Raw genomic sequence first — 13,170 nt, 5'->3', positions numbered from 1 at the left:
GTCCCGCTTCGTCTCGAACCAGGTAGAAAGCGGGACCCCGGATCAAGTCCGGGGTGACGGTCACGCAGCAATCAGCCCCGCCCGATCAACCGCCGCGCGATCGTGTCCGCCACGTCGCTCGCCGGCGCGCCGGTCCGCGCGCTCTCGTCCCACACCTGCTCGAGCCGCCCGGGGATCGTCGCGATCCGCGCCATCACCTCGGCCTCGTCGCCATGCCCCAGATATTCGAGGCCCACATTGATGATCCCGCCCGCATTGATGACGTAATCGGGCGCGTACAGGATGCCGCGCTCATGCACGCGGGTGCCGTCCTCCCGGGTCGCCAGTTGGTTGTTCGCGCCGCCCGCGATCACCTTCGCCTTCAGCGCCGCGATCGTGCCCTCGGTCAGGATCGCGCCCAGCGCGTTGGGGCTGACGAGGTCGACGTCCTGCGACAGGATCGCCTCCGACGCGACGACGCTGGCACCCAGCTCGCCGGCCAGCGCCTGCGCACGCCCCTCGTCGACGTCCGCCAGCGTCAGCACCGCGCCGTCCTTCGCCAGCAGCCGCGCGACGCCACCGCCGACCGAGCCGACGCCCTGGATCGCAACGCGCACGCCCTTCATGTCGGTCGCGCCCAGCCCGCGCGCCGCCGCCGCCTTGACGCCCAGATACACGCCGTGCGCGGTGTACGGCCCGGGATCGCCCCCCGCCGCGCCGCTCGCGACCGGCAGGCCGGAGACGTATTTCGTCTGCCCCGCGATCACCTTCATCCGCGCCTCGGACATGCCGACGTCCTCGGCCGTCACGTAGCGCCCGCCGAGCGATTCGACGACGCGTCCGAACGCCTCCAGCTGCGCGGTCGCGATGACCGCCCCGGGCGCATCCGCAAGCACCACGCCCTTGCCGCCGCCCAGCTCCAGCCCCGCCATCGCGTTCTTGAAGCTCATGCCGCGCGACAGCCGCAGCGCGTCGGTGATCGCGCGCTCGTTCGACGCATAGTGCCAGAAGCGCACCCCGCCCGCCGCGGGACCCAGCTTCGTCGAGTGGATCGCGATGATCGTGCGCAGCCCCGATTCGGGATCGGTGAAGGCGTGGACGCCCTCGTGCTCGTCGAAATCGGGAAGATCCCACACCGCGGTCATGACGCGCTCCTGGCTCAGCTATAAAATTGCGAGGGCGTGAAATATTATTTTCCCCGCTGGTTTACCAGCCCAATCTCGTCGCTGGTTTACCAGCCCAAAGAACGGGGGAACTTCGCGCAGGGAAAATGGGGCGACCGACGGGACTTGAACCCGCAACTTCCGGCATCACAAGCCGACGCTCTAACCAATTGAACTACGGTCGCCGCGAAGGCTGCGCCCCTAGCGGGCACCGGCCCGCCTCGTCAAGAGCGCCGACATGGTAACGACATGCGAACGCCGCAAAAAACCATCGTCACCCGGGACCCGATCGGGGCTTTCGCTTCGACTGGCCGCGTTTCGAAACGCGGCCAGTCCGCTCGAACCTATCGGAAATTATCCGCGTAGCTCTGCAATTTCAGCGCCTTCGCCGGCGCCGGCACCACGACATAGGCCAGCCCCTCGCGATCGGCATAGGCCGTCGCCGCCTCCAGCGTCGGGAATGTCAGCCGCAGCTGTTCGCGCGTGTCGCCGCTCCCCGCCCAGCCGGTCAGCGGATCGGCGTGCTTGGCCTCGGCAGGCTCGAACTCGAGCGACCAGAGATCGGTGCGCGCCTTGCCGGACTGCATGGCGTTCTTGGGGCGCTGGAAGATACGGGCGGTAGGCATGGACTGTCCTTACCGCGATCCGCCCCTGCGTGCATCAGCATTTTTCGTGCGCAGCGTCGCCGCCGCCCCCGCCGGATCCTCGGGCCAGGGATGCCGCGGATAGCGCCCGCGCATCTCCTTCGCCACCGCCGCCCAGCTTCCCGCCCAGAAGCCGGGCAGGTCGCGCGTGGTCTGGATCGGCCGCCCAGCGGGCGAGGTCAGCGACAGCACCAGCGGCACCCGTCCTGCCCCCACCACCGGGTGCTCGGCGAGGCCGAACAGCGCCTGCACCCTCAGCGTCACCGTCGGCCCGGCGTCCGCGCCGTAATCGATCGCGTGCGTACTTCCCGCGGGCGAGGCGAAGTCCGCCGGCGCCACCCGGTCGATCTCGCGCATCGCGTCCCACCCCGCGAGCGTCCGTAGCGCATCCGCCAGCCCCCCCGCCGGAATCGAATCGAGCCGCCGTTTCCCTGCGACCAGCGCCGGCAGCCATTCGTCGAGGCGCGCGAGCAGCGTCGCATCGTCCAGCGCCACCCCAGCGAACGCCGCGCGCCGCCGCAGCGCCACCGCGCCTTCGCCCCACGGCAGCTGGTCGAGGCCATGCGCGCGCACCCCCTCGACCAGCGCCGCCGCGATCGCGTCGCCGTCCGCCTGCGCATCCGCCCCGCTCGACAGCCGGAGCGAACCCAGCCGCCGCTCGCGCAGCGCCTTCACCCCGCCCGCCGCCGCGTCGAACGTCACCGTCCGGTGCGTTGCGATCCGGTCTCCAAACAGAGACTCGATCTCCTCCAGCGTCACCGCCGCCGCCGAGATCACCCGCGCGCCGGAGGCCATCCCCTGCGTCTCCGCCACCGCCAGCCACTCGCCGCGCGCCAGCGACGATGTCGGATCGAGCCGGAACCCCCGCCCGCCGACCGACGCCCACTGCTCCCCGCTCGCATCCCGTCGTCGCGCCACCCGATCGGGAAACGCCAGCGCCAGCGTCGCCCCGACGCTCGCGCTCCCGCGTCCGCCCGGCACCATCCGCCCCCACCGCTCCGCCAGTTTCCGCGCCGCATCCGCCCGAGGCCCCCGCTCCCCCCGCCACCGCCGCAACCGCGTCTCCAGGTCCGGGTCGTTCCCCCCGATCCCTCGTTCGCCCAGCAGCACCGCGATCTGCGCCGCCAGCCGCGCATCGTCCGCCTCCAGCAGCATGTGCGCGATCCGCGGCGCCATCGGCATCGCCGCGATCGCGCGCCCGTGCGCGGTCGGCCGCGCATCCTCGCCCAGCGCCCCCAGCGCCGTCAGCCGCGCCCGCGCCTCCGCCACCGCCGCCGCGGGCGGCGCGTCGATCCACGCCAGATCGCGCGGATCCGCCACCCCCCAGATCGCGCACGCCAGCACCAGTGCGGACAGGTCCGCCTCCAGGATCGCCGGCGGATCGAACCGCGGCAGTCCTGCGGTCGCCGCCTCCTCCCACAACCGGTACGCCACCCCCGGCCCCTGCCGCGCCGCCCGCCCCGCGCGCTGCGTCGCCGCCGCCTGGCTCGCGCGCTCGGTCACCAGCCGCGTCATTCCCGCCGCCCTGTCGTAGCGCGGGCGTCTCGCCAGCCCCGAATCGACCACCACCCGGATGCCGTCGAGCGTCAGGCTCGTCTCCGCGATAGACGTCGCCAGCACCACCTTGCGCGCGCCGTCGGGCTCGCCCCGGATCGCCGCGCGCTGCGCCGCGGGGTCGAGGCTCCCGTGCAGCCGGTGGACCGCCACGCCCGGCATGTCGCCCAGCCGCTCCGCCACCCGCTCGATCTCCGCCACCCCCGGCAGGAAAGCGAGCACCCCGCCCTCCGCCTCCGCCAGCGCGCGCCGCACCGCCGCCGCCACCGAATCCTCGATCCGCGCCTCCGCCGCGCGCCCGATATGCCGGAGCGCCAGCGGAAAGCTCCGCCCCGCGCTCTCCACCACCGGCGCGTCCCCCATCAGCGCGGCGAACCGCGCCCCGTCGAGCGTCGCCGACATCGCCACCAGCCGCAGGTCCGCGCGCAGACCACCTTGCGCATCCAGCGCCAGCGCCAGCCCGAAATCCCCGTCGAGGCTGCGCTCATGCACCTCGTCGAACAGGACCGCGGACACCCCCGCCAGTTCGGGATCGCCCTGGATCCGCGCGACGAAGATGCCCTCCGTCACCACCGTCACCCGCGTCTTCGCGGATCGCTTGCTGTCGAGCCGCGTCGCATAGCCGAACGTCGCCCCCACCGGCTCGCCCGCGAGCGCCGCCATCCGCTCCGCCGCCGCGCGCGCCGCCAGCCGCCGCGGCGACAGCAGCAGCACCTCGCCCGTGCACCACGCCTCGCCCAGCAGCGCCGGCGCCACCGCGGTCGTCTTGCCCGCCCCCGGCGGCGCGACCAGCACCGCGTTCGGCGCCGCGCGCAACGCCGCGAGCAGCTCCGGCAGCACGGCATGGATCGGCAGCGTCGTCATCCCGGCCCCATGCCACGCGCAACCCGCGCTCGCCAGCGCCGCCGCGACGCGGTAGGGGCGGGGCCCGGGAGCACTCTTTCGAAGGAACGATATGATGGGCATGCTGGACGGACTGCTGGGCCAACTCGGATCCAACGTCGACGTCGCGAACCTCGCCGCCAAGGTCGGCCTCTCGCAGGAGCAGGTCGAACAGGCGATCGCCGCGCTCGGCGCCGCGCACACCGCCCCCGGCGACACCGTCGGCGAGGCCGCCTCCAGCACCGGCCTGTCCGCGGACACGCTCCAGCAGATCGTCGCGCACATCGGCGGCGAAGGCGCGCTCGGCCGCTTCGCTGCGATGCTCGGCGAGCAAGGCGGCGGCGGCATTGGCGGCTTGCTCGGCGGACTGTTCGGCAAGTCGTAGTCCGCCGTTCCGGCGCAGGCCGGGGTAGCGGGCAAACTCACCCCCCTCACCCCGGACTTGATCCGGGGTCCCGCTTCTTTTCAAGCGACGGCAGAAAGCGGGACCCCGGCTCAAGGTCGGGGTGACGACGTATTTCGACCTGGCGAACGCAATCCGCGCCCGGTCCTAGTATATCCCGCCCCGCCCCTGCTAACGGCGCTGTCGAATCGACCGGGAGCAGGGTCGGAGCGACGGACATGAGCGGACAGCATCACCACGACGGCCACGATCACGGCCATGAGGACCACCACGGTCATTCCCACGCGCACGGCCATCATGGCCACAGCCACGCCCCCACCGCGTTCGACCGCGCCTTCGCGATCGGCATCGCGCTCAACATCGCGTTCGTCGTCGTCGAGGCGGGGTTCGGCTTCTGGGCCGATTCGGTCGCGCTGCTCGCGGATGCCGGACACAATCTCTCCGACGTGCTCGGTCTCGCCGTCGCCTGGGCCGGCGCGACGCTGGCCAAGGCCGCACCGTCGAAGCGCTTCACATACGGGCTGAAGGGCTCGTCGATCCTCGCCGCGCTGCTCAACGCGCTACTGCTGCTCGTCGCGCTCGGTGCGATCCTGCTCGAATCGATCCAGCGGCTCGCCGAACCCGCACCGGTCGCGGGCGCCACCGTCTCGGTCGTCGCGGCGGTCGGCATCGCGGTCAATGGCATCACCGCCTGGCTGTTCGCGCGCGGGCGCAAGGGCGATCTCAACATCCGCGGCGCCTATCTCCACATGCTGTCGGACGCGCTCGTCTCCGCGGGCGTCGTCGTCGCCGGGCTCGTGATCCTCGCGACCGGCGCGGGGTGGATCGATCCGCTCGTCAGCATCGTCATCGCGATCCTGATCTTCTGGCAGACCTGGGGCCTGCTCCGCGAGACCGTCGAGATGTCGCTCTCCGCCGTCCCCCGTGCGGTCGACTACGACGCGGTCGAGTCGGCGCTCGGCGCGCTTCCCGGTGTCGCCGCGACGCACGATCTCCACATCTGGCCGATCGGCACGACCGAAACCGTCCTCACCGCGCACCTCGTCGTCCCGGCCGGCCACCCCGGCGACGCGTTCCTCACCGAAACCCGCACGATGCTCAAGGCCCGCTTCGCGATCGGCCACGCGACGCTCCAGATCGAAACCGGCAACGACGACTGCGCTGGCTGCAGCTGACTGAAGAGGCCGTCACCCCGGATCAGGTCGGGGGTGACGTAAAGGGCAGATGCCTGCCACCGAACCCCCGCAACTCAGTCAAGCCCCGCCAGCAGCACAACCCGCTCAAGATCCTTCGCCCGCCCGAACGACGCGATCATCGCCGACAATTCTGCGCGGTCGGGTACGAACACCGTCGCGCCCGCAAGCGCCACCGGCCGCCGCGTCCGCGGTCGCACCGGATGCCACGCGCCCGCACGCCGGACATGGAACCCCGCCATCACCTCCACCTCGAGCGGCGGCGCGGTCCACCGGCCGAACACGGTCGAGCGGAACAGCCCGGTCCCCGATCCGACGACCGGCGCGGTTCCCATCGCCGCCAACACGCGCGGCGCGTCCTCTAGGCTCGTCAGTATGTCGACATCGCCCACCACCAACGGCCCCGCGCCGTGCAGTGCCACCGCCGCGCTCGAGATGATCCACCAGTCCTCGCGCGAAACCGCCATCACGGCGGCGACGCGGCGAAGCGTTTCGGTCAGGTCGTCAGGCAGCATCGGGATGTCGCGTCCTCCGTTACCTCACGCGCGCTCGGGACGCCGGCAAAGCCGTCGTCGGACGGGTTCGCCCTGCGGTCGACCCGCCGGCCGTGCCGGGCGCTGCCCGGACGCCACGAGCGCCCGCGCACCGGCGCCGTCGCTGCGCCGACGAGCCCGCGCCCGTCAGTACGCCCGCGCCACCGCGAACTCGACCGCCTCGATCATCGCGTCCTTCGCGGCCCCGCTCGCGAACGGCGCGATCGAATCGATCGCGCGCTGTCCGTAATGCCGCGCCCGCGCCAGAGTATCGTCGACCGCGCGCGACGACTGGACCAGCGCCACCGCCTGCGCGAAATCCTCGTCCGAATCGCGTCGCCCCTCGATCGCGTCCTTCCAGAACTTGCGCTCCTCGGCGGAGCCGCGCGCATAGGCCAGGATCACCGGCAGCGTCATCTTGCCCTCGCGGAAATCGTCGCCCGCATCCTTGCCCATCGTGCCCGCGTCGGAGACATAATCGATCGCATCGTCGACCAGCTGGAACGCGATGCCCAGGTTGCGGCCATAGGCGTCGAGCGCCGCCTCCTCGCTCTCGCTGCGCTCCGCCACCACCGCGGAGATCCGGCAGGCGGCGGCGAACAGCGCCGCGGTCTTGGCGTTGATGATGTCGAGATAGCGGTCCTCGCCCAGATCGACGCGCCGCGCCGCGGTCAACTGGTTCACCTCGCCCTCCGCGATGATCGCCGACGTCCCCGACAGGATCTTGAGCACCTTCAGGCTGCCGTCCTCGACCATCAGCTCGAAGCTGCGGCTGAACAGGAAATCGCCCACCAGCACGCTCGCCGGGTTCCCCCAGATCAGGTTGGCGGTGCGCTTCCCGCGGCGCAGGTCGCTGCCGTCGACCACGTCGTCGTGGAGCAAAGTCGCAGTGTGGATGAACTCCACCGCCGCGGCCAGCCGGTGGTGGCGCGTCCCCGAATAGCCGATCAGCCGCGCGCTCGCGAGCGTCAGCATCGGGCGCATCCGCTTGCCGCCCCCCGCGATCAGATGCCCGGCAAGCTCGGGGATCAGCGGGATCTGCGATTGCATCCGGTCCAGGATCACGGCGTTCACCGCGTTCATGTCGCCGGTCACGAGCTGGACCATGGGGTCGAGCGAGGGCTGGGCCTTGCCGAGGCGGTGGACGGTCGCTGTCATCGCGTGCGGCTGTGGCGAACGGGGTTGGCAAAGGCAACCCTTTCGCCGCATGGGGCGATGGACGAAGAGGGGTTCGTGATGACCGACGACAGGCTGCAACGCTACCGCAAGAGCATCGACAATATCGACGCCGCGCTGGTCCATCTCCTCGCCGAGCGGTTCAAGGTCACGCAGGCGGTCGGCGAGTACAAGGCCACCTCGGGCCTCCCGCCTGCCGATCCCGGCCGCGAGGAACGTCAGATCGCGCGCCTGCGCTCGCTCGCCGAGGACGCCGATCTCGATCCCGAGTTCAGCGAGAAGTTCCTCCGCTTCATCATCGACGAAGTCATCCGCCACCACGAAAAGCTGCGCGGCTGATCCACAAATCACCCCAGCGAAAGCTGGGGTCGCGCGCCTATGAGAACGCCCTCTAGATAGAAACGGGTCTACATTCGCCCGTTTTGATACCGCGCCGATCAAAACCCGCTTCGTCACCCCGGACTGGTTCCGGGGTCTACCGCTCTGCCAAGCCGATCCTCTCGATGTCGCGGCACGCTGGATGCCGGAACAAGTCCGGCATGACGGTGCGATCCATCGGTCCGGCTGATCGTCGATCGGTCCTACTCTCCCATCAGATGCAGCACCACCTCCCGCCGGTGCGGCCGCCGCCGATGCTCGAACAGATACACCCCCTGCCACGTCCCGAGCGCCGGCACGCCGCCCAGCACCGGGATCGACAGCGACGTCTGAGTAAGCGCCGCACGCAGATGCGCCGGCATGTCGTCCGACCCCTCGTCATCGTGCTCGTAGGCGTGCGACTCGGGCGCAATGCTGGCGAAATAGCGCTCCAGATCGCGCCGTGCCGCGGGCGCCGCGTTCTCCTGGATCAGCAGCGAACACGAGGTATGGCGGCAGAACAGCGTCAACAGCCCCGTCTCCACCTCGCCATTGCTCACCAAGGCGACCAGGTCGCGGGTAAACTCGTGCAACCCCGATCCCGGGGTGGCGATCGTCAGGATATGCGTGTGCTGGATCATCCCCCCGCAACGCCCGGCCCGGCCCAACGGTCCCGCCTAACGGCTCCGCCGCAGCACCCGCCCGAACGGCGCCAGCACGACGGCGGCGTTCCAAGACAGCGCCAGCACCACCGCCACCCCCGCGATCGACGCGCCCCCGAGAAACCGCACGATGCGCTCCCCGGTCACATCCCCGCCCGCAGCCAGATACGCCAGCACCAGCAACGCCGCGCCCAGCACGCGAAACGCCCGCGCCCTGCCGGTGCCATCGACCCCGGCCTCGCGTCGGAACCGGTACGCCGCCGCCGCCAGCGCCAGCCACGCCAGCGTCGAACACGCGATCGCCTCAAGCATCCACCAGCTCCCGCACCCGCACCCGCTCGCGCCGGGCGCGTGCCGGCTTCGGTCGAATCGTCGCCACGCGCCAGCTCGCGAGCGCCAGCACCGCGGCGATCGCAATCATCGCCAGGTCGAACGCGACGAACACGCCGTCGCCTCGGGCGACCGACTCGATCAGCCCGCGATCGGTGGTCAACGCGTTCACCACCGGCACCGCCGCGAACGCCACTGCGCCCAGCGCCAGCCCCTCGATCCACGCCCGCTTCACCGGCCGTGCGCACTGCACCAGCGCCACGCCGCCCCAGATCCAGAACATCGCCGCCACCTCCGCATCGACCCGCCCCGCCATGCCCGCCGGGATCAGGCGGTTGGCGAGCAGGTATCCCGCCATCGCCACCGGCAGCGCGACGATCGCCGCGACGTTCAGCCGGTCGACCAGCGCGAGCCCGAAGAAGGCGTCCGCCCCCGGCTTGCGCCGCTTGACGCTCCAGAGCAACAGCCCGGTCGCGACCATTACCGCCCCCGTCAGCCCCAGCACGAAATACGCCCAGCGCAGTCCCGGCCCCGCGAATTGCGCGATATGCAGCCCCAGCATCACCCCCGCGGTCGCGATCGCCGGGCTGTTGGCACGCGATACCGACAGCAGTCGCCCGTCCGCCCCCGAATAGACCGCCGACGGCGCGCGCGCGTCGATCGAGGCGCGGCCGTCGCGATACATCGCCACCGTCGCCGCCGCGTCGTTCGGGTTGCGCACCACGATCCGCCCGACGTTCGCGCCGCCCCACCGCGCCTCCGCATCGCGGACCAGCGGCGCGATCGGCACCAGCGGCGCCCTGACGCCGCTCGCCTCGCGCTCAGCGGGAATGTCGTAGGCGGCGGCCAGGAAGTCCGCAGGCTTGGCGTAGTTCGCCGCGACCGGCCACGGCATGTACATCGCCACCAGCGTCACCAGACCGGTATAGGTAATCATCGCATGATAGGGCAGCGCCAGCACCGCGCTGACATTGTGCGCATCGAGCCAGCTGCGCTGCCCCTTCTTCCACCGGAGCGTGAACAGGTCCGCGAAGATCCGCTTGTGCGTGATGATCCCGGACACGATCGCCGCGAGCATGAACATCGCACACACCCCGGCCAGCCAGCGCCCCCAGGGGTGCGGCAGCTGGAGCTGGAAGTGGAAGCGGTAGAAATGCTCGCCCCCCCGCGTCTCACGCGCCTGAACGGGTTCGCCCGTCGCGGGATCGAGGTTGATCTCGCCCGCGCGCTTCTTCGGCACGCCGGGATCGGGCTTACGCTGCTCGAAGATACGGGTGGCCGCGGTCCGCGCGTCGGGCAGGTAGAGGAACCACTGGACGTCGTCCGCCCCCACCTGCTGCATGTGCGCGACCGCGGTTTCCGCCGCGCGCGCCGCCGATACCGGCTTCGCGTGGAACTCGGGCTCCATCCACTGCGTGATCTCGGGGCGGAAATAGCTGGCCGTGCCCGTCAGGAACATCGCGAACAGGATCCAACCCGCGACCAGCCCCAGCCAGCCATGGATCCACGCCATCGACCGTCGCAGCCCCGGGGCCTCGGCGGTCACGACATCTCCACTCACGATCGCACCCCGAGCAGCCACAACACCACCCCGCCAATCGCCGCGATACCCCAGATCACCGCCGCCACGCGTGTCACCCGCGGTTCGTGGAACGCCCACAACCCCAGCCCTGCATAGACCGCGAACGACAGCAGCATCGGCCATGCCGACGCCTCCACCCGGTCGACCGGCAACAGCCGCGCGACCAGCGTCGCGGACACCGCGGCGGCGGCATACCCCCCCAACAGCGCGGTCGCGCACCGCGCGGTCATCCGCGCCGCATTCGCGCGTCGTCGCCGGCTCGGCGCCGTGATTGGCTTCATCATCATCGCGTCGACAAACCCTCTTGCGCCGTCCCGATCACATCCCTAGCAGCACTTGCGAATTGTTATCAATAGCAAAGGGACTCGATCATGCGCGCCATTTCGACGCGGGTACGGACGCTGCGGACCATCTGGCTCGCCACCGCCATCAGCGGCCTCGCCACCCCCGCACTCGCCGCGCCCGTCGCCGATGCCGCTCCCGCCGCCACGACGACCGACGAGCCCCAGCGTGCGGAGGACATCGTCATCACCGGCGAGCGCGAGAAGCGCTCGGGCAAGTCGGGCACCAAGACCGACACCCCGCTGATCGAGACCCCGCAGACGATCACCGTCATCGACCAGGAGGAGCTGACGCGTCGCAACGCGCTGTCGATCAACCAGGCGCTTGGCTATGTCGCGGGCATCGCGCCCAACCAGCGCGGCAACGTCGCGACCCGCTACGACCAGCTCTTCATCCGCGGGTTCACCCCCGCCTTCTTCATGGACGGCATGCGGCTCCAGGGCGGCGTCTACGCAAGCGCGCAGATCGACTTCCACTTCGTCGAGTCGGTCGACGTCATCAAGGGTCCCGCCTCGGTCCTCTACGGCAATGCGGCGCCCGGCGGGCTGGTCAATCTGACGAGCAAGCTGCCTTACGCGGGCACCGGCGGAAAGATCGAGATGGCGGCGGGCAATTACGGCCTCGTCCGCTCGGTCGTCGATCTCAACACCTCGCTCGATACCGACGATCGCTGGCGCTTCCGCGTCGTCGCGGGCGCGGAGGAGTCGGACGGTTTCATCGCCCGCACTTTCAACAAGCGTTACTATGTCCGCCCGATGCTGACGTTCGCGCCCGACGACCGCACCAGCCTGACGCTGATCCTCAACTATCAGCGCGATCCCGAGGCGGCGTCGTACAGCGGCGTCCCCGTCTACGGCTCGGCGCTGCCCAACCCGAACGGGCAGTTCCCGATCGACCTCAACGTGTCCGAACCCGCCTATGAGCAGTTCGACCGCACGCAGAAATCGGTCACCGCGCTGTTCCGCCACGATTTCAGCGACACGCTGTCCTTCTCGTCGAGCGCGCGGCTGCTCGACATCGACCTGAACTATCGCCAGATCTACCTCAGCGCCTTCGCGACGACCGGCACCGGCGCCGCACGCCAGACCGATTTCCGCCGCATCATCCGCGGCGGCGGCGGCGCGGACGAGGCGTTCACGACGATCACGATCGACAACCATGCGCAGGCGAAATTCGTGACCGGCCCGCTGCGCCACACCGTCCTCGCCGGCCTCGACTATCTCCACAATCAGGGGCTGAACGACCAGCAGTTCAACACCGGCCAGACGAGCAATCCGGCGACGAGCATCCCGGACCTGAACCTGTTCGCCCCGGTCTACGGCGCCGGCGTTCCCAGTTTCCCGCTCACCCAGACGCGCGCGTTCCGCAAGATCGACCAGGTCGGCGTCTACCTTCAGGATCAGGTCGCGATCGGCGATCTCCAGCTGATCGCGAGCGGGCGGTGGGACTGGTACGACCAGACCTCGCGCAACCGCACCCTGCCCGTAGGCTCGACCGCGGCGGTGACGCGCTTCAGCCAGACCGCGTTCACCACCCGCCTCGGCGCGCTCTACGAGACGAAGGTCGGTCTCGCCCCCTTCGCCAGCTATTCGGAGAGCTTCGAGCCGCAATCGGGCTTCACGCTGGGCGGCGCGGGCGTCCCGTTCGTGCCGGTCACCGGCCGCCAGTACGAGGCGGGCGTCAAGTTCCAGCCGCCGGGCACCAAGGCGCTGTTCAACCTCTCCGTGTTCGATCTGCGTCGCCAGAACGTGCCTGTCGCCGATCCCGCCTCGGGCACCGGCACGATCCCCGCGGGCTCGCAGATCCAGGTCGGCGAGGTCGCGATCCGCGGCATCGAACTCGACGGCCGCGGTTCGATCGCGCCCGGTCTCGATGTCGTCGTCGCGGGCACCTATACCGATCCGCTGGTGACGCAGGGCACCCCCGTCGTCGTCGGCGCACTCGGCCAGCTGAGCGGCGTCACCGGCACGAAGCCGCTCGGCGTCCCGACCTGGAGCGCGTCGGCCTTCCTGTCCTACGATCTCGCCAGGACCTCGGCGACCGGCCCCGCCTCCGGGTTCAGCATCGGCGGCGGCGTCCGCTATGTCGGCAAGTCGGACGGCACCGCGCAGACGATCGCGGCGAACCAGACGGTGGTGACCCGCTTCCAGTCCCCCGGCTTCGTCCTGTTCGACGCGCTCATCGGCTACGATCTCGGCAAGCTCACCCCCATCGCGCAGGGGCTGACACTCGCGGTCAACGCGCAGAACCTGTTCGACAAGCGCCACATCGCCAGCTGTTTCTTCAACAACAGCTGCTATTTCGGCGCCTCGCGCACCGTGGTGGGAACGCTGCGGATGGCGTTCTGACCCCTCTATCTCTCCGTTCGTG

At 70.4% G+C, this 13,170-nt stretch carries 13 protein-coding genes and 1 tRNA gene; 4 read left to right on the top strand and 10 right to left on the bottom strand.

The window, feature by feature from the left end:
• Nucleotides 1-71: 71 nt before the first annotated feature.
• From ACV7NO_RS09050 to hrpB, 4 genes are all read right to left on the bottom strand, one after another.
• The gene (locus ACV7NO_RS09050; protein WP_463405675.1) at nt 72-1,124 is read right to left on the bottom strand and encodes a Leu/Phe/Val dehydrogenase; all 1,053 of its coding nucleotides are present in this window, start codon (nt 1,122-1,124) and stop codon (nt 72-74) included.
• Between the two features lie 126 nt (nt 1,125-1,250).
• A tRNA-His gene (locus ACV7NO_RS09045) sits at nt 1,251-1,327 on the bottom strand.
• Between the two features lie 159 nt (nt 1,328-1,486).
• Complete coding sequence (locus ACV7NO_RS09040; RefSeq protein WP_463405674.1) at nt 1,487-1,768, bottom strand: ETC complex I subunit; 282 nt, start codon at nt 1,766-1,768, stop codon at nt 1,487-1,489.
• A 9-nt stretch (nt 1,769-1,777) separates the two neighbouring features.
• A complete protein-coding gene (gene hrpB / locus ACV7NO_RS09035; protein ID WP_463405673.1) occupies nt 1,778-4,204 on the bottom strand; it encodes an ATP-dependent helicase HrpB in 2,427 nt (808 codons plus the stop codon).
• 94 nt (nt 4,205-4,298) lie between these two features.
• On the opposite strand from hrpB, the gene ACV7NO_RS09030 reads away from it, so the two are divergent.
• A complete protein-coding gene (locus tag ACV7NO_RS09030) occupies nt 4,299-4,607 on the top strand; it encodes a hypothetical protein (RefSeq protein ID WP_463405672.1) in 309 nt (102 codons plus the stop codon).
• Between the two features lie 236 nt (nt 4,608-4,843).
• A complete protein-coding gene (locus ACV7NO_RS09025; protein ID WP_463405671.1) occupies nt 4,844-5,800 on the top strand; it encodes a cation diffusion facilitator family transporter in 957 nt (318 codons plus the stop codon).
• A 74-nt stretch (nt 5,801-5,874) separates the two neighbouring features.
• Here ACV7NO_RS09025 and ACV7NO_RS09020 read toward each other — a convergent pair whose 3' ends face one another.
• Entirely contained in the window at nt 5,875-6,333 is a 459-nt protein-coding gene (locus ACV7NO_RS09020) for a hypothetical protein (protein ID WP_463405670.1), read from the bottom strand.
• 165 nt (nt 6,334-6,498) lie between these two features.
• The gene (locus tag ACV7NO_RS09015; protein ID WP_463405669.1) at nt 6,499-7,509 is read right to left on the bottom strand and encodes a polyprenyl synthetase family protein; all 1,011 of its coding nucleotides are present in this window, start codon (nt 7,507-7,509) and stop codon (nt 6,499-6,501) included.
• 78 nt (nt 7,510-7,587) lie between these two features.
• Between ACV7NO_RS09015 and ACV7NO_RS09010 the strand changes: the two genes are divergently transcribed.
• A complete protein-coding gene (locus ACV7NO_RS09010; protein ID WP_463405668.1) occupies nt 7,588-7,866 on the top strand; it encodes a chorismate mutase in 279 nt (92 codons plus the stop codon).
• A gap of 242 nt (nt 7,867-8,108) precedes the next feature.
• Here the strand turns inward: ACV7NO_RS09010 and ACV7NO_RS09005 are convergent, their stop codons facing one another.
• Genes ACV7NO_RS09005 through ACV7NO_RS08990 form a run of 4 tightly spaced genes read right to left on the bottom strand, consistent with a single transcriptional unit; the run spans nt 8,109 to nt 10,739 of the window.
• Entirely contained in the window at nt 8,109-8,525 is a 417-nt protein-coding gene (locus tag ACV7NO_RS09005; protein WP_463405667.1) for a secondary thiamine-phosphate synthase enzyme YjbQ, read from the bottom strand.
• Nucleotides 8,526-8,561: 36 nt separating this feature from the next.
• Nucleotides 8,562-8,858, bottom strand: a complete 297-nt coding sequence (locus ACV7NO_RS09000) for a hypothetical protein (RefSeq protein ID WP_463405666.1) — start codon at nt 8,856-8,858, stop codon at nt 8,562-8,564.
• Nucleotides 8,851-10,422: a PepSY-associated TM helix domain-containing protein gene (locus ACV7NO_RS08995; protein WP_463405665.1), complete on the bottom strand. Its 1,572-nt coding sequence runs from the start codon at nt 10,420-10,422 to the stop codon at nt 8,851-8,853. Before ACV7NO_RS08995 ends, ACV7NO_RS09000 begins: the two co-directional genes overlap by 8 nt.
• Before the next feature lie 11 nt (nt 10,423-10,433).
• Complete coding sequence (locus tag ACV7NO_RS08990; RefSeq protein WP_463405664.1) at nt 10,434-10,739, bottom strand: hypothetical protein; 306 nt, start codon at nt 10,737-10,739, stop codon at nt 10,434-10,436.
• 90 nt (nt 10,740-10,829) lie between these two features.
• Here ACV7NO_RS08990 and ACV7NO_RS08985 point away from each other — a divergent pair, with 90 nt between their 5' ends.
• Nucleotides 10,830-13,148 (top strand): TonB-dependent siderophore receptor, encoded by a 2,319-nt coding sequence (locus tag ACV7NO_RS08985; RefSeq protein ID WP_463405663.1) that lies wholly within the window; start codon nt 10,830-10,832, stop codon nt 13,146-13,148.
• The last annotated feature ends 22 nt before the right edge of the window (nt 13,149-13,170 follow it).

Source organism: Sphingomonas sp. Ell38C01 (assembly GCF_055231975.1).
The sequence above is the reverse complement of the archived record's forward strand: the minus strand, read 5'-3'. Positions and strand labels throughout refer to the sequence as shown.

What these genes read in the sequence shown, in the direction of transcription:
- ACV7NO_RS09020 (WP_463405670.1), bottom strand. Translation starts at nt 6,333, where the DNA reads ATGCTGCCTGACGACCTGACCGAAACGCTTCGCCGCGTCGCCGCCGTG.
- ACV7NO_RS09015 (WP_463405669.1), bottom strand. Translation starts at nt 7,509, where the DNA reads ATGACAGCGACCGTCCACCGCCTCGGCAAGGCCCAGCCCTCGCTCGAC.
- ACV7NO_RS09025 (WP_463405671.1), top strand. Translation starts at nt 4,844, where the DNA reads ATGAGCGGACAGCATCACCACGACGGCCACGATCACGGCCATGAGGAC.
- hrpB (WP_463405673.1), bottom strand. Translation starts at nt 4,204, where the DNA reads ATGACGACGCTGCCGATCCATGCCGTGCTGCCGGAGCTGCTCGCGGCG.
- ACV7NO_RS08990 (WP_463405664.1), bottom strand. Translation starts at nt 10,739, where the DNA reads ATGAAGCCAATCACGGCGCCGAGCCGGCGACGACGCGCGAATGCGGCG.
- ACV7NO_RS09005 (WP_463405667.1), bottom strand. Translation starts at nt 8,525, where the DNA reads ATGATCCAGCACACGCATATCCTGACGATCGCCACCCCGGGATCGGGG.
- ACV7NO_RS09030 (WP_463405672.1), top strand. Translation starts at nt 4,299, where the DNA reads ATGGGCATGCTGGACGGACTGCTGGGCCAACTCGGATCCAACGTCGAC.
- ACV7NO_RS09000 (WP_463405666.1), bottom strand. Translation starts at nt 8,858, where the DNA reads ATGCTTGAGGCGATCGCGTGTTCGACGCTGGCGTGGCTGGCGCTGGCG.
- ACV7NO_RS09050 (WP_463405675.1), bottom strand. Translation starts at nt 1,124, where the DNA reads ATGACCGCGGTGTGGGATCTTCCCGATTTCGACGAGCACGAGGGCGTC.
- ACV7NO_RS09040 (WP_463405674.1), bottom strand. Translation starts at nt 1,768, where the DNA reads ATGCCTACCGCCCGTATCTTCCAGCGCCCCAAGAACGCCATGCAGTCC.
- ACV7NO_RS08985 (WP_463405663.1), top strand. Translation starts at nt 10,830, where the DNA reads ATGCGCGCCATTTCGACGCGGGTACGGACGCTGCGGACCATCTGGCTC.
- ACV7NO_RS09010 (WP_463405668.1), top strand. Translation starts at nt 7,588, where the DNA reads ATGACCGACGACAGGCTGCAACGCTACCGCAAGAGCATCGACAATATC.